The organism is Stutzerimonas tarimensis (assembly GCF_042648805.1).
Lineage (GTDB): Bacteria > Pseudomonadota > Gammaproteobacteria > Pseudomonadales > Pseudomonadaceae > Azomonas > Azomonas tarimensis.
Genome location: NZ_JBHRXZ010000022.1, coordinates 917,153 through 939,821, shown reverse-complemented (window position 1 = coordinate 939,821; position 22,669 = coordinate 917,153). Strand labels below are relative to the sequence as shown.

At 64.3% G+C, this 22,669-nt stretch carries 13 protein-coding genes and 1 pseudogene; 9 read left to right on the top strand and 5 right to left on the bottom strand.

What is annotated here, in order from left to right:
* Positions 1 to 91: 91 nt before the first annotated feature.
* Together ACFOMF_RS13450 and ACFOMF_RS13445 are read right to left on the bottom strand one after the other, a co-directional pair.
* Positions 92 to 1,462, bottom strand: coding sequence for a DUF1329 domain-containing protein (locus ACFOMF_RS13450; protein ID WP_386365642.1), 1,371 nt, complete (start codon positions 1,460 to 1,462; stop codon positions 92 to 94).
* 32 nt (positions 1,463 to 1,494) lie between these two features.
* The gene (locus tag ACFOMF_RS13445) at positions 1,495 to 3,114 is read right to left on the bottom strand and encodes a DUF1302 domain-containing protein (protein WP_386365640.1); all 1,620 of its coding nucleotides are present in this window, start codon (positions 3,112 to 3,114) and stop codon (positions 1,495 to 1,497) included.
* A 622-nt stretch (positions 3,115 to 3,736) separates the two neighbouring features.
* Between ACFOMF_RS13445 and ACFOMF_RS13440 the strand changes: the two genes are divergently transcribed.
* The 7 genes from ACFOMF_RS13440 to ACFOMF_RS13410 are packed head-to-tail and all read left to right on the top strand — an operon-like array spanning position 3,737 to position 10,981.
* On the top strand, positions 3,737 to 5,248 hold the full coding sequence (locus ACFOMF_RS13440) for a CoA-acylating methylmalonate-semialdehyde dehydrogenase (RefSeq protein WP_386365638.1): 1,512 nt from the start codon (positions 3,737 to 3,739) through the stop codon (positions 5,246 to 5,248).
* A 52-nt stretch (positions 5,249 to 5,300) separates the two neighbouring features.
* A complete protein-coding gene (locus ACFOMF_RS13435; RefSeq protein ID WP_386365636.1) occupies positions 5,301 to 6,077 on the top strand; it encodes an enoyl-CoA hydratase in 777 nt (258 codons plus the stop codon).
* A gap of 54 nt (positions 6,078 to 6,131) precedes the next feature.
* Positions 6,132 to 7,022, top strand: a complete 891-nt coding sequence (gene mmsB, locus ACFOMF_RS13430; protein ID WP_386365634.1) for a 3-hydroxyisobutyrate dehydrogenase — start codon at positions 6,132 to 6,134, stop codon at positions 7,020 to 7,022.
* Between the two features lies 1 nt (position 7,023).
* Positions 7,024 to 8,109 carry an enoyl-CoA hydratase/isomerase family protein gene (locus tag ACFOMF_RS13425; RefSeq protein WP_386365632.1) on the top strand — a complete coding sequence of 362 codons (1,086 nt, stop codon included), beginning with the start codon at positions 7,024 to 7,026 and terminating at the stop codon, positions 8,107 to 8,109.
* 12 nt (positions 8,110 to 8,121) lie between these two features.
* Complete coding sequence (locus tag ACFOMF_RS13420) at positions 8,122 to 9,273, top strand: acyl-CoA dehydrogenase family protein (RefSeq protein ID WP_386365630.1); 1,152 nt, start codon at positions 8,122 to 8,124, stop codon at positions 9,271 to 9,273.
* Positions 9,274 to 9,300: 27 nt separating this feature from the next.
* Positions 9,301 to 10,050: an electron transfer flavoprotein subunit beta/FixA family protein gene (locus ACFOMF_RS13415; RefSeq protein WP_386365628.1), complete on the top strand. Its 750-nt coding sequence runs from the start codon at positions 9,301 to 9,303 to the stop codon at positions 10,048 to 10,050.
* A 1-nt stretch (position 10,051) separates the two neighbouring features.
* On the top strand, positions 10,052 to 10,981 hold the full coding sequence (locus ACFOMF_RS13410; RefSeq protein WP_386365626.1) for an electron transfer flavoprotein subunit alpha/FixB family protein: 930 nt from the start codon (positions 10,052 to 10,054) through the stop codon (positions 10,979 to 10,981).
* A 166-nt stretch (positions 10,982 to 11,147) separates the two neighbouring features.
* Here the strand turns inward: ACFOMF_RS13410 and ACFOMF_RS13405 are convergent, their stop codons facing one another.
* Positions 11,148 to 14,330, bottom strand: a complete 3,183-nt coding sequence (locus ACFOMF_RS13405; RefSeq protein WP_386365624.1) for a beta-phosphoglucomutase family hydrolase — start codon at positions 14,328 to 14,330, stop codon at positions 11,148 to 11,150.
* 238 nt (positions 14,331 to 14,568) lie between these two features.
* Here ACFOMF_RS13405 and ACFOMF_RS13400 point away from each other — a divergent pair, with 238 nt between their 5' ends.
* Both ACFOMF_RS13400 and ACFOMF_RS13395 read left to right on the top strand, forming a co-directional pair.
* Positions 14,569 to 15,405 (top strand): CvfB family protein, encoded by an 837-nt coding sequence (locus ACFOMF_RS13400; protein WP_386365622.1) that lies wholly within the window; start codon positions 14,569 to 14,571, stop codon positions 15,403 to 15,405.
* A 152-nt stretch (positions 15,406 to 15,557) separates the two neighbouring features.
* A pseudogene (locus ACFOMF_RS13395) lies at positions 15,558 to 19,678 on the top strand (CheR family methyltransferase).
* 3 nt (positions 19,679 to 19,681) lie between these two features.
* Here ACFOMF_RS13395 and ACFOMF_RS13390 read toward each other — a convergent pair.
* Both ACFOMF_RS13390 and ACFOMF_RS13385 read right to left on the bottom strand, forming a co-directional pair.
* On the bottom strand, positions 19,682 to 20,248 hold the full coding sequence (locus tag ACFOMF_RS13390) for a biliverdin-producing heme oxygenase (RefSeq protein WP_386365620.1): 567 nt from the start codon (positions 20,246 to 20,248) through the stop codon (positions 19,682 to 19,684).
* Positions 20,249 to 22,660, bottom strand: a complete 2,412-nt coding sequence (locus ACFOMF_RS13385; protein ID WP_386365618.1) for a response regulator — start codon at positions 22,658 to 22,660, stop codon at positions 20,249 to 20,251. It abuts the gene before it with no gap.
* Positions 22,661 to 22,669 lie beyond the last annotated feature (9 nt).

The window sequence follows — 22,669 nt, the reverse complement described above, 5'->3', positions numbered from 1 at the left end:
CCGCGGTTGTAGTTGTTGTGGGTAGATGCGCCTTGCGAGTCATACTGGCCTCCGGGCCCGAACCGGCGGCGGGCACTGCCCGCCCCGGGAATCAGCGGATCCCACTGCCTGCCATGGAGCTCGGGGAGAAAAGCGACTGGGGTTGCGGCTCGGTGATGTACCAGCCGGTACGCCCGGATGTGTAGGCCTGCCGTACGTAGGCACCGCTCTGCAGGTCATGGACGATGAACTGCCCGCTGACATGCCCGGTCGATTCGTAGAAGGGGAACGACTCGGACAGGGTCACCCGGTAGATCGCCCCGGTACCGTCATAGGAGTCGCCCATGCCGACGCCAAGGAAGTCCTCGTCGTAGTACAGCGTCCGGCGCGGGTAGATGTGCCGCTTGCCGTCCTTGAGCGTGGCTTCCACCACCCAGACCCGGTGCAGCTCCCAGCGCACGCAGTCGGGGTTGAGGTGGTTCTTGGTGAACACCACGTCGCGGCCGCATTGCTGCTGGTCCTGCAGCTTGAGCATGTTGTAGGGGATGTACATTTCCTTGCGACCGACCAGCTCGAAGTCGTAACGGTCGAAGGCGCCGAAGAACACCGAGGAGTCATCCACCGTGCCGATGCCCGCACCGGTGGGCGATGGCGTATCATAGGCGACGTCCGGCGACAGCTTGACGCGGCGCTGGCCGACCAGGTAGCTCCAGGCCCGCCGGGCGCTGTTGACCATGTCCAGTCCATCCTGAATCACCAGCTTTTCGCCGTTCTTGCGCGCCGGGGCGGTGTAGTCGGCGCGCAGCAGTTCGGTCAGCTCATCCCCCTTGAGCGCACCGGTCTGGCCATCCCACAGGGGATACTGGTTCCACTGCCGCCAGCCGGCGGTGTCCATCACGCTACCGTTGGCGTCCACCACCGTGGTCAGCAGATCGTCCGCGCGAAAGGCGTGCTGCTCGTATTTCAGGTACCGGTTCCACATCACTTCCACCCCGCTCTGCGGGATCGGAAATGGCGTGCCGGCATGACAATTTCTTAGCTGCAAGCCGTCTGCTGCGGTCTCGCAGGAGGTGGCGTTCTTTCGGGCGTTCTCCAGGAACCAGTCGGGATAGCGGGCCGTGCGATGGGTCGGATAGACATCCATGCGGAAGGTCGGATATCGCTCGAACATCGCCTTGACGCCCTCGCTCAGCTTGTCCTGATGCTCGCCGAGGTTGGCGCGGGTAATCGTGAGCCGTGGCTTCTCGTCGGCGAAAGGGTCGGGGCGGATCCCTGGCCGGCCTGGATCATAAGCCGCCGGCGGCTGAATGCCCCCGGTATAAGGCGGAATGGTGCCGGCATCGTTGCCACCAGCGATGGCGCCCCAAGGCGTGAGCGTATCGCCAAGCTTGCCTGCTTCCTCTGGCGAAACAGCGGCGCTGGCAGCGCCGCCGAAGGCCAGGAAAGCCAGGATGGCCAACAGTCTGGTCTGTTGATGCATCATGGCTACCTCTTATTGTTATACGTTTATCGCGGTCAGAACGTGGTCTTGAAGGTCAGCGACAGCCAGCCACGGTCATGCAGCAAGGCGTTGCCATTGGCCGCGACCACCTGCCCCTCTTCCCGTACCCAGTCGCCGAAGTAATCGGTGTAGGCCAGGCCGACGGTGTACTGTGCGTAGATGTCCGCTTCCAGCCCGACGCTCCAGGAGCCGGAGCCTTCGGTGGCGCCAAGCGGTGCAGGCGAGTTGCCCTTCAGGCCATAGCCGAAGTTCATCGGCATGGTCAGGTCGATACCCGGGAACACCTGGAACCAGGTCGGGGTGAAGGCCAGGTTCATGCCCCAGGCGTCGTCAGTCGCGCAGCCGGCCTTGATACCACCCGTACAGGCGTAGTCCTCGTGAGCGAAATTGGCACGACTGCCACTGTTCACACTGCCCAGACGCGAATAGGTCAGCTCGCCCTGCAATGGCGCCGAATCGAAGAAGCCGGTCTTGCCGACATAGGCAATGAAATTGACCAGGCCGTGCCAGGTGTTGCCGCGGGCGATGTCCGGGCCAAAGCCGACCGACGCCAGGGCGGCGTCTTGGCGATAGGAGAGCTCGGCACCGACCGACACCGACCCCACCAGGCGGTTGTAGCTGATGCCGTAGAGCTTCACGTCCTCGGCATAGGCGTTGTAGGCCACGCCGTTGACCGCATCGAGCAGGACGAAGGGCATGCGATCGTCGAAGTTGCGGTAATAGAGACCGACGTTGCCGTTGAGCGCGTCCGAACGGATCTGGGCATTCAGGCCCCAGCTGCCACGATTATCCGGGGTGCGGTAGGGCCCGCTGCTCTCGTTACCGACATAAGGCAGGCCGAGGTTCTGGCCCCCCAGCAGGCTGACGTTGCTGGCGCCGAGGTAGGTGCCGCCATCAGGCAGGCGGTGCGGATCCCATTCGAAGAAATAGTTGGCCGCCAGGCTCACGCTGTCGTTGACCAGCATCGAAGCGGAGAGCTGGGTCTGGGGCAGGAAGAGTTCCTTGGCCTCGATCCCCGGTGTCGAAGTGGCCTTGCGCAGGTCCAGCGGACCCTGGCCATAGGCGATGCTGTCGCCAAAGGTGAACAGCGATTCACCCCAGTAGACGTTGTGACGACCGGCGCGGATGTTGATCGGCATGTCACCCGCATCGATGCGGGTGAAGACGAAGGCATCGAGGATTTCGCCACCGCGCTTGTAGTACCGCTCGACATTGCTGGTGAAGCGGTTGTTCGGGTAGGGGGAGCCGCCGAACGCCGGATTGAACTCCACTTCGTCGTCATAGGCGAAGTCATTCCAGCCGGCAGCCGAAACGCGAAAGCCATGGGCATCCCGGTAGACGAAATCGAACTCGGAGAGGATGTCGAAGCGGTTGGTGACCAGGTCGTGCTTGTCGCGATAAAGGGTCGAGGTGTCGTAGCCGGACGAGTTCGCCAGGGTGTTGTCGCGCCCTTCCATCCGCCAGCCCAGGTTGTACTTCAGCGTGTTGTCCCAACGCATCGAGATGTCCGGATTGCCGGAGTCGATGCTGATTGCGCTGGCCGGCGCCGCCACCAGGGCGAGGGCGGCAGCTCCCACTGCCTTGGCAAGCAGACCACGGGGCGTGTTGAACCTGGCTTTCTTGTTCTTGTTCATGGGTATTCTCCAGGGTGAGGATCCATGCCTCGATGTGAGTGTATCGCCTAAATAAAAACCATCAAGCTCGTTTTTTGTTATCTGGCGTTGTCTGTTTTGTGCGTGGGACTCTCCGCTTATGGCTGGGAAAAAGGACGAGGCGGATGCAGGCTCTGAAAATGCCTAGGCCCCTTGCCGACGGCCAAGGGCGTACCAGGGTCCAGGCGATTGACGGAGCGGGAAGAACCCTTCAAGCCGAGGCGGCGGCTGAGCAAGCGGCACTGACGGCTGGAGCGGGTAGAGATGCAGTGCATGTTCTGCCTCTTTTTATTGTTGTGTTCTGGACCGAGCAAGCGGCTCCGGTAACGATCCAAGCAAAACAAAACCGACCGGAACGTTTTTATTAACCCTACACCCGACCCTGCCGCTGTACAAGCCGTGCGGATTTGATTTTCTCGTTATCCCTCCCGATGAATTGCCACTCGGACGGTCGATTCCGGCCCCCTTGGAGCAAATGCGCAAATTTGCACAGGCGCTATGCACCGAACCCGCTTGCCATATGCAAAAGCGCACTGCCAAGCTGGGATCAGCTCGCCCCACGGCCGAGACCTATAACAACGACAATGAACAGGCGGAGTGCCTCATGACCGATTCCAGCTCCATCCCCACCGTCAAGCTGCTCATCAATGGCGAATTCGTCGAGTCGCAGACCACCGAATGGCGCGACGTGATCAACCCGGCCACCCAGGAAGTCCTTGCCCAAGTGCCCTTCGCCACCGAGCAGGAGATGAACGCTGCCGTGGCGGCCGCCAAGGAAGCCTTCAAGACCTGGCGCAAGACCCCGATCGGCGCCCGCGCCCGGATCTTCCTCAAGTACCAGCAGCTGATCCGCGAGAACATGAAGGAGCTGGCGGCGATCCTTACCGCCGAACAGGGCAAGACCCTGCCGGATGCCGAGGGCGATGTGTTCCGCGGCCTCGAAGTGGTCGAGCATGCCGCCGGGATCGGCAATCTGCAGCTGGGCGAGCTGGCCAATAACGTGGCCAATGGCGTCGATACCTACACCGTGCTGCAACCCCTGGGCGTCTGTGCCGGCATCACCCCGTTCAACTTCCCGGCGATGATTCCGCTGTGGATGTTCCCCATGGCCATCGCCACCGGCAACACCTTCATTCTCAAGCCGTCCGAGCAGGACCCGATGGTCACCATGCGCCTGGCGGAACTGGCCATTGAGGCCGGTATTCCCAAGGGCGTGCTCAACGTGATCCACGGCGGCGCCGATGCGGTGAACCTGATCTGCGACCACCCCGACATCAAGGCGGTGTCCTTTGTCGGCTCGACCAAGGTCGGCACCCTCGTCTACAACCGCGCCACCGCCAACGGCAAGCGCGCCCAGTGCATGATGGGGGCGAAAAACCACGCCATCGTGCTGCCCGATGCGCACAGGCAGCAGACCCTGAACAACCTGGCCGGCGCCGCCTTCGGTGCGGCGGGCCAGCGCTGCATGGCGCTGTCGGTGGTGGTACTGGTGGGCGAGGCCCAGACGTGGCTGCCCGAGCTGATCGAAAAGGCCAGGACGCTGAAGGTCAACGCTGGCGTGGAGCCGAACACCGACGTCGGCCCGGTGATTTCCTGCGCCGCGCTGGACCGTGTCAGCGGGCTGATCGCCCGCGGCGCCGAGGAAGGCGCGACACTGGAGCTGGACGGGCGCAATCCGGACGTCTCGGCTTACGGCAAGGGCAACTTCGTCGGCCCGACCATTTTCTCCGGCGTGACCCCGGAAATGGCCATCTATCGCGAGGAAGTCTTCGGCCCGGTGCTCTGCGTGATGCAGGCCGACAGCCTGAAGGACGCGGTGGAGCTGATCAACGCCAACCCCAACGGCAACGGCACCGCCCTGTTCACCCGTTCCGGCGCCGCGGCGCGCTACTTCCAGGAAGAGATAGACATCGGCCAGGTGGGCATCAACGTGCCGATCCCGGTGCCGGTGCCGACCTTTTCATTTACGGGCTCGCGAGCGTCGAAACTTGGCGATCTCGGCCCCTACGGCAAGCAGGTGGTGCAGTTCTACACCCAGACCAAGACCATCACCGAACGCTGGTTCGACGAGGATGAGGTTGCCGGCTCGGTGAACACCACCATCACCCTCAAATGATCTTCGGCCGCCGCGGCCCGGGCTGCGGCGACCCTGCAAGGGAGCGAACCGCATGAACTACGAAAACCTGCTGGTCGAGATGCACGGCAAGGTGGCGCTGATCACCCTCAACCGGCCAAAGGCACTGAACGCCCTCTCCCCGGCCCTGACCGCAGAGCTGTCCGACCTGCTGGACCGGCTCGAAACCGATGACAAGGTCGCCGCCGTGGTGCTGACCGGCAACGAAAAGGCCTTCGCCGCCGGTGCCGACATCAAGGTGATGAAGGACTGGTCCTACATGGACGTCTACAAATCCGACTTCATCACCGCCAGCTGGGAGCGCCTGGCGAGCTTTCGCAAGCCCTCCATCGCCGCGGTGGCCGGCTATGCGCTGGGTGGCGGCTGCGAACTGGCGATGATGTGCGACTTCATCATCGCTGCCGATACGGCGAAATTCGGCCAGCCGGAGATCACCATCGGCACCATTCCCGGCGCCGGCGGCACCCAGCGCCTGACCCGCTTCATCGGCAAGTCCAAGGCCATGGACATGGTCCTCACCGGCCGCACCATGGACGCCGAAGAGGCCGAGCGTTGCGGCCTGGTAAGCCGCCTGGTGCCGGCCGAGCAGTTGCTCGACGAGGCCCTGGCCGCTGCCTCGCGCATCGCCGAGCTGTCCGCCCCCGTGGTGATGATGGCCAAGGAGTCGGTCAACCGCGCCTTCGAGACCACTCTGTCAGAGGGCGTTCGCTTCGAGCGCCGCCTGTTCCACTCCACCTTCGCCCTCGCCGACCAGAAGGAAGGCATGGCCGCCTTCGCCGAGAAGCGCAAGCCGGCGTTCAAGAACAGCTGATCCGGCCCCGCACCGACGACCGCGTACCGACAAGAACAACAAGAGGCACATACCATGAAAATCGGTTTCATCGGGCTCGGCAACATGGGCGCGCCCATGGCCCTCAACCTGCTCAAGGCCGGCCACCAGCTCTCGGTGTTCGACCTCTCGGAAGCGGCGGTCGCCTCGCTGGTCGAGGCTGGCGCCGAACGCGCCGATTCACCCCAGGCCATTGCCGGCGGCGGCGCCGAACTGATCGTCACCATGCTGCCGGCGGCCCCCCACGTGAAGTCGGTCTACCTCGGCGACGAGGGGTTGATTGCCTGCTCGCGCCCCGATGTGATGCTGATCGACTGCTCCACCATCGACCCCTACTCGGCCCGTGAAGTGGCCGCTGCCGCCGCGAGCCACGGCAACCCGATGCTCGACGCGCCAGTCTCGGGCGGCACCGGCGGCGCCGCGGCCGGCACGCTGACCTTCATGGTCGGCGGCAGCGCCGAGCATTTCCAGCAGGCCCAGCCGGTACTCGCGGCCATGGGCAAGAACATCGTGCATTGCGGCGACTCGGGCAATGGTCAGGTGGCCAAGGTGGCGAACAACATGCTGCTCGGCATCTCCATGATCGGCGTGTCCGAGGCCATGGCCCTGGGCGTGTCGCTGGGCATGGACCCGAAGACCCTCGCCGGAATCATCAATACCTCCAGCGGCCGCTGCTGGAGCGCGGATACCTACAACCCCTTCCCTGGCGTAATGGACAACGTCCCTGCGTCACGCGGCTACAGCGGCGGCTTCGGCAGCGATCTGATGCTCAAGGACCTGGGCCTGGCCACCGAGGCAGCGAAGCTGGCACGGCAACCGGTACTGCTTGGCGCACTGGCCCAGCAGATCTACCAGGGCTTCAGCCTGCAGGGCAATGGTGGACTGGATTTCTCCGCGATCATCAAGCAGTACACCCGGGAGTCCTGACATGAGCGAAGCCCAAGCGCCGATACAGGCCGAGGTACGCAACCGGGTCGGCCAATTGACCCTCAATCGCCCGGCCGGCCTCAACGCACTGAATGTAGAGATGGTGAGGCTGCTGCGCGAACACCTCGAAGCCTGGGAAAAAGATGCCGAAGTGCTCGCCGTGGTGCTGCGCGCCAGTGGCGAGAAGGCGTTCTGCGCGGGCGGCGACATCCGGGCGCTGTATGACAGCCACTTCGCCGGCGATGGCGCCTACATGGCCTTCTTCGAGGAGGAGTACGCCCTCGACCAGTACCTCTACGCCTATCCCAAACCCGTGCTGGCGCTGATCAACGGCCTGGTCCTTGGTGGCGGCATGGGCCTGGTACAGGGCGCCAGCCTGCGAGTGATCACCGACCGCAGCCGCATGGGCATGCCGGAAACCGGCATCGGCTACTTCCCGGACACTGGCGGGAGCTACTTTCTCTCGCATCTGCCGGGTGAGCTGGGCACCTACCTGGGCATCACCGGGCAGCAGGTGCGCGCCGCCGATGCGCTCTACACCGGGCTCGCCGACTGGTGCCTGCCAAGCGACACGCTGGAGGAGTTCGACCGTTGCCTGGACGGCATGAGCTGGAACACCCACCCGCGCGAAGCGCTGCGTACCCTGGTTTCGGCCCTGGCCAGCAACAAGCTGGCGGGTTCCGAGCTCAAGGCGCTGCGCCCTGCCATCGACGGGCATTTCGCCCACGACGACATCGCCGCCATCTTCGACTCGCTGGCAGGCGAACGACGCCCCGAGTTCCAGGACTGGGCCGAAGAGACCCTGAATGTCATGCGTACGCGCTCGCCGCTGGCCATGGCCGTGACCCTGGAGTCGCTACGCCGCGGGCGCGACATGATGCTGTCCGACTGCTTTGCCATGGAGCTGCACCTGGACAGCCAGTGGTTCGACAAGGGCGACTTCATCGAAGGCGTGCGGGCGCTGATCATCGACAAGGACAAGACCCCTCGCTGGAACCCGCCGGGCATCGAAGGGCTGGATCGACAACAGGTACTGGCATTCTATAGCGACCTCGAGCCCGCCATCGGCAAGATCCGAACCGCCTGAAGGAGCACCGCTATGCAGGACATCGAACTCACAGAAGAACAGCGGATGATCCGCGACATGGCCCGTGACTTCGCCCGCGCCGAGATCGCGCCAAAGGCCCAGGCCTGGGAAAAGGCGGGCTGGATCGACGACGGCATGATCGCCCAGATGGGTGAACTGGGCCTGCTGGGCATGATCGTCCCGGAAGACTGGGGTGGCGCCTACATCGATTACGTCGCCTATGCCTTGGCGGTGGAAGAGATTTCCGCCGGCGATGGCGCCCTGGGTGCGGTGATGAGCATCCACAATTCGGTGGGTTGCGGGCCGATCCTCAAGTTCGGCACCGAGGAGCAGAAGCAGACCTGGCTGCCGCAGCTAGCCAGCGGCCAGGCGATCGGCTGCTTTTGCCTCACCGAGCCGCAGGCGGGCTCCGAGGCGAACAACCTGCGCACCCGCGCCGAACTGAAGGACGGCCACTGGGTGATCAATGGCTCCAAGCAGTTCGTCAGCAATGCAAGGCGGGCGAAACTGGCCATCGTGTTCGCCGTGACCGACCCCGAACTGGGCAAGAAAGGCCTGTCGGCCTTTCTGGTGCCGACCGACAACTCCGGTTTCGTGGTCGATCGCAGCGAACACAAGATGGGCATTCGTGCCTCCGACACCTGCGCGGTGAGCCTGAACGATTGCCGCATCCCCGAGGAAAACATCCTCGGTGCCCGCGGCAAGGGGCTGGCCATCGCCCTTTCCAACCTTGAAGGCGGGCGCATCGGCATCGCTGCCCAGGCCCTCGGCATCGCCCGGGCGGCCTTCGAAGCGGCGCTGGTCTATGCCCGCGAACGGGTGCAATTCGGCAAGGCCATCATCGAGCACCAGAGCGTGGCCAACATGCTCGCCGACATGCACACCCGCATCAACGCGGCGCGCCTGATGATCCTGCACGCTTCGCGCCTGCGCAGCGCCGGCCTGCTCTGCCTGTCCGAAGCTTCCCAGGCCAAGCTGTTCGCCTCGGAAATGGCCGAGAAGGTCTGCTCCCAGGCGGTTCAGATCCACGGCGGCTACGGCTATCTGGAGGACTACCCGGTGGAGCGTTATTACCGCGATGCGCGAATCACCCAGATCTACGAAGGCTCCAGCGAGATCCAGCGCCTGCTGATCGCCCGCGACCTGGTGAACTACTCGCTCTGAGCCATCGACAACAACAAGAGGCTGCTTATGAAAGTACTGGTTTGCGTCAAACGTGTGGTCGACTACAACGTCAAGGTACGGGTCAAGCCGGACAACTCCGGCGTGGACCTGGCCAACGTCAAGATGTCCATGAACCCCTTCTGCGAAATCGCCGTGGAAGAGGCGGTGCGGCTGAAGGAAAAGGGCACCGCCACTGAAGTGGTCGCCGTGTCGGTCGGTCCGGCCCAGGCGCAGGAGCAATTGCGCACCGCGCTGGCACTGGGAGCCGACCGCGCCATTCACATCCAGAGCGATGAAGCGCTCGATTCGCTGGCCATCGCCAAGCTGCTCAAGGCCGTGGCGGACAAGGAACAGCCGCAGCTGATCATCCTCGGCAAGCAGGCCATCGACAGCGACAACAACCAGACCGGGCAGATGCTCGCCGCCCTCGCCGGCTACGCCCAGGGCACTTTCGCCTCGCAGGTGGTGATCGAAGGCGATCAGGCCAGGGTCACCCGCGAGGTCGACGGTGGCCTGCAGACCGTTTCGCTCAGGCTGCCGGCGGTGGTGACCACCGACCTGCGCCTGAACGAGCCGCGCTACGCCTCCCTACCCAACATCATGAAGGCCAAGAAGAAGCCGCTGGAAACCTTCACCCCGGACGCCCTTGGCGTCGCCACCACCTCGACCCTGAAGACGCTGAAGGTGGAAGCGCCCGCGGCGCGCAAGGGTGGCGCCAAGGTGGGCTCGGTGGCCGAGCTGGTGGACAAGCTGAAGAACGAGGCGAAGGTGATCTGACATGGCAATCCTGGTAATCGCAGAACACAACAATGCCGCGCTGGCAGGCGCGACCCTCAACACCGTCGCGGCAGCGAAAGCGATCGGGGGCGACATTCATGTGCTGGTGGCCGGCTCTGGCTGCGGCGCGGTCGCCGAGGCGGCCGCTCAGGTCGAAGGGGTGAGCAAGGTGCTAGTAGCGGACGATGCCGCGTATGCCAACGGGCTGGCAGAAAACCTCGCGCCGCTGGTCGTCGACCTGGCGAAGGACTACAGCCATGTGCTGGCGCCGGCCACCACCAGCGGCAAGAACTACCTGCCGCGGGTCGCCGCGCTGCTGGACGTGGACCAGATCTCCGACATCGTCTCGGTGGAAAGCGCGGACACCTTCACCCGGCCGATCTATGCCGGCAACGCCATCGCCACGGTGCAGTCCTCGGCGCCGATCAAGGTCGTCACCGTGCGCGCCACCGGCTTCGATGCGGTCGCCAGCGAAGGCGGCTCGGCCCAGGTGCAGCAGGTCAGCGGCCCTGGCGATGCCGGGCTGTCGAGCTTCGTCGGCGAGGAGCTGGCCAGATCCGACCGCCCGGAGCTGACCGGCGCCAAGATCATCGTCTCCGGCGGCCGCGGGATGCAGAACGGCGAGAACTTCAAGCACCTCTACGCGCTGGCCGACAAGCTCGGTGCGGCGGTCGGCGCCTCGCGCGCGGCGGTGGACGCCGGCTTCGTGCCCAACGACATGCAGGTGGGCCAGACCGGCAAGATCGTCGCCCCGCAGCTATACATCGCCGTGGGCATCTCCGGCGCCATCCAGCACTTGGCCGGGATGAGCGGCTCGAAGGTGATCGTGGCGATCAACAAGGACGAGGAGGCACCGATCTTCCAGGTGGCCGACTACGGCCTGGTGGGCGACCTGTTCGAGATCGTGCCGGAGCTGGAGCGATCGCTCTAGCCTACCTTCCCTCTCTTGGGCCCCCGCCCGAAGGTGCCACCAGGGATGCCCCATCCCTGGTGGCGCTGCCGACTCTATGATTCGGCGCCGGCGATCGGGTCGTCGGCGCGATGACTGCAATGCAACCGGTAGCTGTGGCTGACGACCGGGTACTGGCTTATCCGCATCAGTTCCTGTGGTGCCCGTTCAAGGCAAAGACCTGTGTGCCCGCACAGAAACGTACCACCCGGCCATCGACCGAGAGCGCGATCGGGGCGGCGCCATGGTCGTGTCCCTGTACCCGCAGGGTGTTGGCGGTCAGGCGCAGCTCCAGCGAATGGCCGCGGTAGCGGATGCGCATGTCCAGACGGTCTACCTCGGGTGGCAGTTGGGGATTGAGATGCAGGATGTTGTCCTTCACCTCGATGCCGGTGGAGACTCGCTGGATGAGGTCGACCGAGCCAGCCATGGCTCCGAGATGGATGCCTTCGGCGGTACTGCCCTGCTGGATGTCGGCCACATCGCTTTGCAGCGCCTCGGTGAAGAAGCTCATCGCCTGGCCCCGGTGCGAACGAGCCATCACCCAGGCGGAGACCACGTTGGACAGCGTCGAGCCGTGGGACGAGCGGCTGACGTAGTAATTGACGCAGCGCGGGATGGTGTCGTGCCTGAAGGGGTAGCCGAGGCGTTCGAACAGCTCGCCCAGCTCCTCGGCGGAAAACAGGTAGAACAGCATCAGCACATCGGCCTGCTTGGACAGCTTGTAGCGGTTGGGGCTGTCGTTTTCCGCCTCGAGGATCAGGTCCAGGCGCTGGATGTTGCCGTAGCGGGCCCGGTAGGCCTCCCAATCGAGCTCCAGCAGATTCTCGTAGCCCTCGAACTGGCTGATGATGCCGTCCTCGTGGAAGGGCACGAACATCTTGCGGCTGATCTCGTCCCAGCGGCGGATTTCGGCGGGCGTCAGACCAACGCGCGACATGAGCTCCGAGCGGCGAATGCCGCTGAGCAGGTCCAGCGCCTCCAGCGCCCGGCTCAGCACCCAGACCGCCATGAGGTTGGTGTAGGCGTTGTTGTTCAGCCCCGCTTCCGCCGCACCCGGGTAGCCCTCGTGAAACTCGTCCGGCCCCATCACCCCGTGCAGCTCGAAACGCTCCCGCTCCTTGTTGTACAGGGCGGCACTGGACCAGAAATGGGCGATCTCCAGCAGCAGCTCGGCGCCGTAGAACTGCAGGAACTCCAGATCATGGGTGACCTGGAAATGCTGCCAGACGTTGTAGGCGATGGCGCTGCCCACATGCCGCTGCAGGTAGGAATTGTCGGGTACCCAGCGCTCCGAGCGTGGGTTCAGGTTGAACGCCTGGGTCCGCTCCTGCCCATCGCTGGCGCTCTGCCAGGGAAACATCGCGCCGCGATAACCCGCCTGCGCAGCGGCGATGCGTGCCTCGTCCAGGCGCCGGTAGCGGTACATCAGCAGCGACCGGGTGACTTCCGGCAGCCGGTGGTTGAGAAAGGGGAAGATGAACAGCTCGTCCCAGAAGATGTGGCCCTGGTAGGCCTCGCCGGTCCAGCCACGTGCCGGCACGCCCACATCGAGGCCGATGGTATGTACCGAGACGGTCTGCAACAGGTGAAACATGTTCAGCCGCAACAGCATGGGTACGTTCAGGGCAAAACCCTGCCCCGACGGCTGCACATGGAAGTCAAAATTGCGCCAGGTCTGCCGCCAGACCCGCACATGCTCGGCCATCAGTTGCTCGAAGCGCCCTGCCCGTCCCGCCGCCCGGCAGGCGGCCAGCCCGCACTCCGAGATTCCCTGGTCGCGTGAGCTGTACAGCGCCACCAGCTTTTCCACCGCCAGGGTCTGGCCCTCCTGCAGCTCGACGGTCATTTCCTGGGCGATGTAGTCCGGCGCCTGGATGAGCTGGCGCGCCGGCTCGATCATCTGTGCATCGACGAACAAGCAGGTACGCGCCACCTGGGCGACCTCCAGCCTTGATTGCAGGGTGCGCATCTTCAGCGACAGACGATCGCCGCCGATCGCCTCGCCTTCCACGGGCTCCAGATGCTGCTTGTCGAATTTGCGGTAGAGCTTTGCCCCGGCGTTGATCACCCGGCCGTCCAGCGCACTGCGCAGGGTGACCGGCGCCGACCAGTTTTCCGCGGTGAGGGTGATTTCCAGCGCACCCAGGTGCATGTCCTGCATCGACACCAGGCGCCGTTCGGTCAGCAAGCTGCGCCGTCCCTCGGCATCGACAAAACGCAGGCGGCGCAACAGCAGCCCCTGGCGCAGGTCCAGCGCCTGATGGTAGGAGAGCAGCTCGACCTCGCGCGTATCGAACCAGGCGCCGTCCCCAACGCGCAAGCCCAGCGGCAGCCAGTTCGGCAGGTTGACCAGCTCCTCGTTTTCCACCACCCGCCCGGCGACTTCGGTGCGCAGACTGTTGTAGGCACCGGCCAGATAGGTACCGGGATAATGCACCGCATCCGCCGAGGCCCAGGGCACCGCGGCGCGGGTGGCGAAGTAACCGTTGCCAAGGGTACACAGGGCTTCCCGATTGCCCTCCAGTTCAGGCTCGAAATCCTCGAACACCAGATGCCAGCCTGACGGCGGCTCGGCCGCCACTTGCACCTGGTCCAGGCAGGTGACCACGGCATCGGCGCCGGCTTCGATCAAGGCTTCGGCCTGGCCGCCGAGGTCGACTCCGATCACCCAGCCGAACCCGCCGGCGCGACCGGCGGCCACGCCCGCCTCGGCATCCTCGATCACCACGGCCCTGGAGGGCTCCACGCCGAGCTCCCGCGCCGCCTGGAGAAAGCCGTCCGGCGCCGGTTTGCCCGCCAGGTTCAGGCGCGCCAGATCGGTGCCGTCGACCCGCACATCAAACAACTCGGCAATGCCCGCGGCCTCGAGCACGGTGGCGCAGTTGCGACTGGACGACACCACCGCGGTCCTCACCTGTTGCTGACGCAGGCGCCTGACCAGGTCGATGGCCGCTGGATAGGTCTCGATGCCATGCTGCTGCAACTGCGCCAGGAAGTGCTGGTCCTTGCGCCTGCCCAGGCCATGCACACTTGGCACCTGCGGCGGATCTTCGGGGTTTCCCTCGGGCAGGGCGATGCCGCGGGAGTGAAGAAAACTGGCGACCCCGTCCTGGCGCAGTTTGCCGTCGACATAACGGCGGTAATCGGCATTGGCATCGAAAGGCACGAAGTCAACGCCGGTTTCGCTTGCCCGCTGGCGCAGGAAATCATCGAACAGGCGCTTCCAGGCAGCGGCGTGCACCGAGGCAGTCTGGGTCAGCACACCATCGAGATCGAAGAGTACGGCATCGTAGTCGCGCGGCGACAGGCTGACGGCAGGGGTGTTCATCAAGGGCTCCTTGGGCGTGCCGTGACCTGACAGAACCTCACGCGGTGGCGCGGCGGGCTCACAGCGGGCATTCACGAATGGCTGAAGCCTCAGTTTGGACCGGAACGGCTCGGCATGGTGCCCGGAGCCTCCGTGGCGGCAGGTTCTTGCTACACTTTCGCCTCGTCGCGGCCCCGCCCGACGCCTTCCCGACGCACCGGATGCCACGCCCCGGCGTCTCATCTCTACAGGATCTCCCATGCCAGCCATAGGCCAGTACAACCGCCTGCGCATCGTCAAGCATACCGGCTTCGGCCTCTACCTCGACGGCGACGAGCTGGGCGAGATCCTTCTGCCCAGACGCTACATTCCCGCCGACCAACCGACCGAGCCAGGCGATACCCTGAAGGTATTCATCTACCGGGACAGCGAGGACAAGCTGATCGCCACGACCCAGCGGCCACGGGTGCAGGTTGGCCAGTTCGCCGGCCTTCAGGTCGCCGAGATCAACCGGGTCGGCCTGTTTCTCGACTGGGGGCTGCCCAAGGACCTGCTGTTGCCCCACTCCGAGGAGAAACGTCCGCTGCAGGTCGGCGACTACTGCGTGGTGTACGTCTACCTCGACCCGCGCAGCGGGCGAATCACCGCGACGGCGCGCCTGGACCGCTACCTCGACAAGACGCCCGCCCGCTACAGCGCCGGCCAGGCGGTGGATCTGCTCGTGGTGGAAACCACCGACCTGGGCTTCAAGGCGATCATCGAAGGCCGTCACTGGGGGCTGATCCACCGCAACGAGGCCTTCAAGCCGTTGCGCCCGGGACAGCGCGAAAAGGGCTTCATCCGAGAGGTCCGCGCCGACGGCAAGATCAGCCTGACGCTCCAGGCCCAGGGCCAGGACGCCGCCAGCGCGCTGCAGATGGCGATCCTCGAGCGACTCGAGGCCCAGCAGGGCGTGCTGCCGCTGAGCGACAAGACCCCGCCTGCGGAAATCGCAAGATTGTTCGGAGTCAGCAAGGGCAATTTCAAGAAAGCACTCGGCGGGCTGCTCAAGCAGGGGCGCATCCGTATTCTCGATGACCGCATCGAGGCCACCTGAACGGCGACTCCGGCACCCGCCGCGCCCGGTCATCGGGGCGCGGCCGCACAGGGAATGACCATGCAATTATCCGGGTATCACGGAATCCAATTCCGTCGACAGATTGGCTTTTGTGGCGTTCTTGAACAAGGTCTGCAGCAACAAGGAACTGGATGAACGATCAATCGCAGCAGTCTGACCCGGTGCCGAAGAACTACCAGAAGCTGGCGCGCAGTCACCTGAACTTTCCGGTGGTAGGTATCGGGGCATCAGCAGGCGGGCTGGCAGCGGTTCGGCGTTTTTTCGAGCATATGCCCAAGGACAACGGCATGGCGTTCGTCGTGGTCATGCATCTGTCTCCCGACCATGAAAGCCATGCCGCTGAAATCCTGCAGAAGGCCACTCGCATGCCGGTTCGCAAGGTTGTCAACCGACCCCGCTGGAAAAGAACCGCGTCTATGTGATTCCTCCCGCTCGGCTGCTGCTGATGAACGACGGCTACCTGCACCTGACTGAGCCGTCTGCCGACGACCGCCGCAGTTCCATCGACCTGTTCTTCCGCACCCTTGCCGATGCCCATCAGAGCCGTGCATTCGGCATTGTCCTGTCCGGTGCCGGTGCCGATGGTTCTGTGGGCCTCGCCCAGCTGAAGGAACAGGGCGGTGTGACCCTGGTACAAGCGCTGAACGATGCCGAATACGATTCGATGCCGCGCAACGCCATCGAGACCGGCAAGGTGGACCTGGTGCTGCCGGTGGTCGAGATGCCCCAGAAGCTGCTGGACCTCTGGGAAAATGCCAGCCGCATCCACCTGCCGCCCATCGACGACGAGGCCAGCGCTCCACCGACTGAACAGTCCATCCAGGCCGAACAGAGCGGACTCGCCCTGCGCGACATCATCACCCAGTTGCGCGCGCGCACCGGGCATGACTTCAAGCATTACAAGCGGGCCACCGTGCTGCGGCGCATCGAGCGCAGGATGCAGGTCAACCAGCAGGCGACTCTGCAGGAGTATCAGCACTATCTTCGGGAAACGCCCGACGAGGCTCAGGCGTTGCTGTCGGACCTGTTGATAGGCGTGACCAATTTCTTCCGTGACCGGGAATCCTTCGAAGCCCTGGAACGGGACATCATTCCCCGGTTGTTCACTGACGAACACGAGCGTGACCTGAGAGTCTGGTCCGCGGGCTGCTCGACTGGAGAAGAAGCCTATTCGCTGGCGATGCTGCTTTGCGATCAGGCCGCCGTCAGCAGCAAGCCCGCCAAGTTCCAGGTTTTTGCCACCGACATCGATGCTCGCGCCATTAACGCCGGGCGCTCGGCGCTGTATAGCGAGGCTATCGTCACCGACGTCAATCCCGCGCGCCTGCGGCAGTTCTTCATCAAGGAACAGAGCCATTACCGGGTCAAGAAAGAAGTCCGTGAACACGTCCTGTTCGCCCAGCACAGCCTGCTACGCGACCCACCCTTTTCCCGCCTGCATCTGATCAGCTGCCGTAACCTGCTCATTTATCTCGAGCGCAGCGTGCAACAGGAAATCCTGCGGATGTTCCACTTCGCGCTGCGACCGGGCGGGTTCCTGTTTCTAGGTAGCTCCGAGTCAGCCGACGTGTGTACTGAACTCTTTGCACCGGTCGACAAGAAAAACCGCATCTACTGCGCCCGGATCGGCGTTTCCAACCGCCACTCTCCGGTGATGCCCAGCGACGGCTATGTACGCACGACCGAGCCATCCAGGAGCGAACCGCCGGTGCGACACAAGGGCTCCTATGCCGACCTGCATCAGCGAATCATCGAGCTCTACGCACCGCCCAGCGTCATTGTCAATCGCGACGCCGATATCGTTCACATGTCCGATCGCGCCGGGCATTTCCTGCGCTACGTGGGCGGCGAGCCGTCGCACAACCTGATCAGGCTGATCCATCCGGAGCTGCAACTGGAGTTGCGCACTGCCCTGCTCCAGGCCACCAACACCGGCAAGAGCGTCGAGGCGCGCCGGGCCCATCTGAACCCGGACGGCAACAGCGTGATCGTGAACATGGTGGTGCGCCCGTTCCGAGACGGCGATCCCGGCGAGGATTTCGCCCTGGTGCTGTTCGATCAGGTCGACGACACCACGAGCAAGGAAGTCAAGGAACCACGGGACCGGGGCAAGGACAATGTCATTTCCCAACTGGAGAACGAACTGCAGCGTACCAAGGAGCAACTGCAGATCACCATCGAGCAATCGGAGACGTCCACCGAGGAGCTCAAGGCGTCCAACGAGAAGTTGCAAGCGATCAACGAGGAACTGCGCTCGGCCACCGAGGAGCTGGAAACGAGCAAGGAGGAATTGCAGTCGATCAACGAGGAACTGATCACGGTCAACCACGAGCTCAAATCGAAGGTCGAGGAAACAGGCAAGATCAATGACGACCTGCAGAATCTGATCGCCTCCACTGACATCGCCACGGTATTCGTCGATCGAGCCCTGCGCATCAAATGGTACACGCCGCGTGCCACCGATATCTTCAATATCATCGCCACTGACGCCGGCCGCTCCCTGCTGGACATCACACACCGCCTGAGCTATGAAGAGCTCGCCGCGGATGCCGCCAGGGTGTTCGAATCGCTCGGCCAGATCGAACGGGAAGTACACAGCGCAGACGGCCGCTGGTTCATTGCCCGGCTGCTGCCCTACCGCACGACAGAGGACCGTATCGACGGCGCGGTACTGACCTTCATCGAGATCACCGCGCGGCGCCAGGCCGAGGAAAAGCTGCATGAAGAAGAAGAACGGATGCGCCTGGTGGCCGACAGCACCCAGGACTTCGCCATCATCACCATGGACACCGAGGGCCTAGTTACCAGCTGGAACCGCGGCGCCGAGCTGATCTTCGGCTATACCCAGGCGGAGATGAGCGGACGCTCGGCGGACACCATTTTCATTCCGGAAGATCGCGACGTGGGTGCCGCCGAGCAGGAGCGCCAGCGTGCCCTGGCAGAAGGTCGTAGCGACGACGAGCGCTGGCACCGACACAAGGACGGCACCCGCATCTATTGCAGCGGCGTTGTCACGCCTCTGGGCGAAAAGCACGACAGCGGCTTCGTGAAGATCGCGCGCGACCTGACCCAGCGTAAACACCAGGAGATGGACCAGGAAAACCTGCTGGAACGCAGCCAGGCGAGCAGCCTGCGCAAGGACCAGTTCTTCGCGGTGGTTTCGCATGAGCTCAAGCACCCACTCAACCTCATCCAACTGAACGCTGAGCTTCTGGCTCGCCAACCGGCCATACGGGGCTCGTCGATATTGTCCAAGGCTTCCCAGGCCATTCTTCAATCAGTGCGCGGGCAGGCGCAGATCATCGACGACCTGCTTGAGATGAGCAGGGTACGTACCGGCAAGCTCAAGCTGCGCAAGGGGCCGGTCAACCTCAACGAACTGATCGACGACGTACTCAAGAGCACCCATGGGGAAGTCTACGAAGGCGGTCTGGAGATCGACTATCAGGTGCAACCAGGGCCCGATCTGGTGGCCCTGGCAGATCGCGGACGGGTCGAGCAGATACTCTGGAACCTGGTCAACAACGCGCTGAAGTTCACGCCGACCGGCGGACATATCAAACTGGCCGTGACTCGCGAAGACAGCATGGCCCGTCTCGACGTCATCGACGATGGCCGGGGCATCGACCGCGACTTTCTGCCAAAGATCTTCGACCTGTTCGACCAGGCCGAAGGCCACCATACCGAGCGGCACAAGGATGGTCTGGGTATCGGCCTGGCTCTCGTCCGCCAGCTCGCGGAGGCCCACGGCGGCCGGGTCGAGGCACATTCCGAAGGCGCTGGCAGGGGCGCGCGCTTCAGTGTCTGGCTGCCGCTGATCGAGCAGCAGGAAAGCGAGGCGCCTGACTGCAGCACCCAGGACAGCGGGGCGCTGACGGGTCTGCGCATCCTGCTGGTGGACGACTCGCCCGAAGTACTGGAAACATTGCGCATGCTCCTGGCCATGGAAGGCGCCGTGGTCGACGCCGCGCGAAGCGGCCAGCAGGCGCTGGCGTTGGCCAAGGAGCGCGACTTCGATCTACTGCTGTCGGACATCGGCATGCCTGGCATGGATGGCCATCAGTTGATGTCTGCGATCCAGGCACTGTCCGAAGAAAAGCGCTTGCCGGGTATTGCCCTGACCGGCTACGGCAGCGCTCAGGACGTCAGGCAGGCCCTGGAGGCGGGCTACCGAGCACATCTGGGTAAGCCGGTCTCCTTCGAGCAGTTGATCGGGACCATCGAGCGACTGGTAAGCGGCGGCGATACCTGAGGCTCAGACAGACGCCGGCACTTCGCTGGTCGCTTTCCCGGCGGCCTGGAACAACGCGAAGGTGGCCCGCGCGCCGGCGATCATGGCCTCGTCGTCAAGGGTGCCGGCCTGCCCATCGAGACGCTTGACGAAGGCGGGCCACAGCGGCGTATCCAGGCGGTGACAGAGATAGCCCAGCGCCGGGTGCGCCCAGCTGCGATCGCTGTCCTGCAGGCGCTTGCCGAGCATCCGGCTGCCCATTCGCGAGCCTTCGACCACATAAGCCGCACCCCATAGCCAGGCGTCCCCCTGCGGCAGCTCCAGCGCCGGTGCGCTGGGCACGCTGCCGCCCAGGGTTTCGATGTCCTGGGCCAGCACGAAGCGGCGACGGCGGCCGTGCCAGTCGGGCAGCAAGCGCTCGATGCCTCTTGCTTCCAAGCCCTCCTCGAGAGGCAGCAGCGCGCGGGCATGGGCTTCGAGAAAACGGCAGTAGCCCTCGGGCGTGTCCAGCGGAAACGAGGAAAACACCTGGTCCACCTGATCGTGCCACTCGGCAGACACCTGCCTGAGCCGGTCCCTGAGACTTTCCATTCACATCTCTCCCAGGCAGCGAGCCCGTCCGATGGCCTGGCGCAAGGTGTCATCGAGTAACTCTTCGGTGAAGGGTTTCTGCACGATGAGGGTTTCCCCCGCGTTCAGGCGCCCCAGTTCGGCATAGCCGGTAACGAATACCACCGGCAGGTCGGGAAAGCGTGCATTCACCAACGAGGCCAGTTCGCCGCCGTTCATCCCCGGCATGGCGAAGTCAGCCAGCAACAGATCCACCTCGGCGCCGCGCTCGAGACTGACCAGGGCATTGGGGCCGGAATCGGCGACCAATACCTCATAGCCCAGCTGGTCCAGCATCGCGGCGGTGACCTCGCGCACGTTGGGGTCGTCATCGACCAACAACACCCGGGCGGTCAGGCTGCCGTGCTCGGCATCGGGCCCCCTGGGCCGGCTGCTCGTGGCCAGAGCTTCTCGCAAGAGTGCCCGCGGCAGGTACACTTTGACAGTAGTGCCTACGCCCAGCTTGGTTTCAATCGCAGCCCCACCTCCAGACTGCTTGGCAAAGCCAAACACCTGGGCCAGGCCCAGGCCGGAACCCTTGCCGATTTCCTTGGTGGTGAAGAACGGCTCGAAGGCCTTGGCCAGCACCTCATCGCTCATGCCACTGCCGGTGTCCTCGACGATGAGCACCACGTACTCGCCCGGCTCGGGCTCTTCGGCACGCTGCGCCGCCGCGGTGATGCGCTGGTTGGCCGTGGCCAGCCGCAGGGTGCCGCCCGAGCCCATTGCGTCGCGCGCATTGATCGCCAGATTGAGGATGATCAGCTCGATCTGGGTCGGGTCGACCAGCGCCGGCCAGAGCGCGTCGGCGGTGTCGGTTTCCACCCAGACGCCGCCCCCCAAGGTACTCTTGAGCAGATCGAGCATGCCGACCAGGGTGTCGTTGAGGTTGACCGGCTCGGGGGTCAGCTGCTGACGACGGGAAAAGGCCAGCAGTTGGTTGGTCAGCCGCGCGCCCCGCTCACCGGCGTCGCGGATGTTGTGCAGGCGCCCGGCCATCTTCTCGCGGTCAACGCCTTTCTCCAGATCGCGCCCGAGAAAGGTGGCGTTGATCAGGATAATCGTCAGCAGATTGTTGAAATCGTGGGCCACGCCCGCCGTCAGCTGACCCACCGCCTCGAGCCGCTGCATCTGCTGCAGCGTGGCCTCGACCCGCTCACGCTCGTCGATCTGCTCGAGCAGTTGGCGATTGGTCTGCGCCAGTTCGTCGATGACGGCGATCTCGCTGGTGATGTCGCGGCCAACGATATAGAGCTTGTCTTCGTCAGGTACCGCACCCCAGGAAATCGACCGGTAGCTGCCGTCCGCATGCCGCAGGCGATTGATGAAGCGGGTGGTAAGCTTGCCCTGGCGCAGTCGCTGCAGATCCTGGCGAGTGCTGGCCACATCGTCCGGGTGCAGCAGCGCCAGCATCGAGCGCTGCATCAACTCGCGACGCGGCCAGCAAAGCGCTTCTTCCCAGGCCGGGTTGAGCGCCACCGGACGGGTCTCGTAATCGACCACCGCCAGCAGGTCGCGCGACAGCTCCCAGGTCCGGTCGCGCTCACGGGTGCGCCGCTCGACCCGCTCTCCGAGCGTTTCGTTGAGCCGCTCGAGGGCTTCGGCCGCCAGTCGCTGTTCGGTCACATCGGCCAATACTCCGACAAACTGCAGACAGGTGCCATCCTTGACGAAGGCCCGCCCGCGCGATGACAGCCAGCGCTCCGGGCCATCCGCCAGGCGCACGCGAAACTCCACGTGATAGCCATCGCGGCCATCGGGCGACATCGCCTGACGCAACGCTGAACGGATCAGCCTGCGGTCGCTCGGGTGACAACGCGCGGCCAGTTTGCGCAGGGTGACGGGCGTCGTCGGAGTGAACGCAAACATCGCCTGGCTGCGCTCATCAAGAATGAGTTCGCCGCTGCGCGGGTCGAACTCCCAGGTGCCCAGGTTGGCCGCATCGATGGCCAGCCGTGCCCTGGCCTCGACCCGGTGCAGTTCATCGGTCACCCGACGCCGCTCTCGCCGCTCGCGCACCTCGCTGACAGCCCGACCTACCGCCTGGGGCAGCAGGCTCATGTTCTGCTTCAGGACATAGTCAACAGCCCCAAGGCGCATCATCTCGACCGCGTGCTGCTCGCCAAAGACGCCGGAGAGGAACAGGAAGGGCGTCTCCGGCGCCAGTTGCCTGGCAATTTCAAGCGCCTGAGCACCGGAGAAGCCGGGCAGGATGAAGTCCGAAACGATCAGGTCGAAGCTCTGCCTCGACAGGGCCGACACGACGTTCGCCCGATCGTGCATCACCTGCACGTCGAGGCTGTAGCCGCTGCGTTCGAGAACGGCCAGCACCAGTTCGACATCGTGCGGGCTATCCTCGATCAACAGCAGAGAAATGTGGTCGTTGCCGGGCATAAGAGCAAA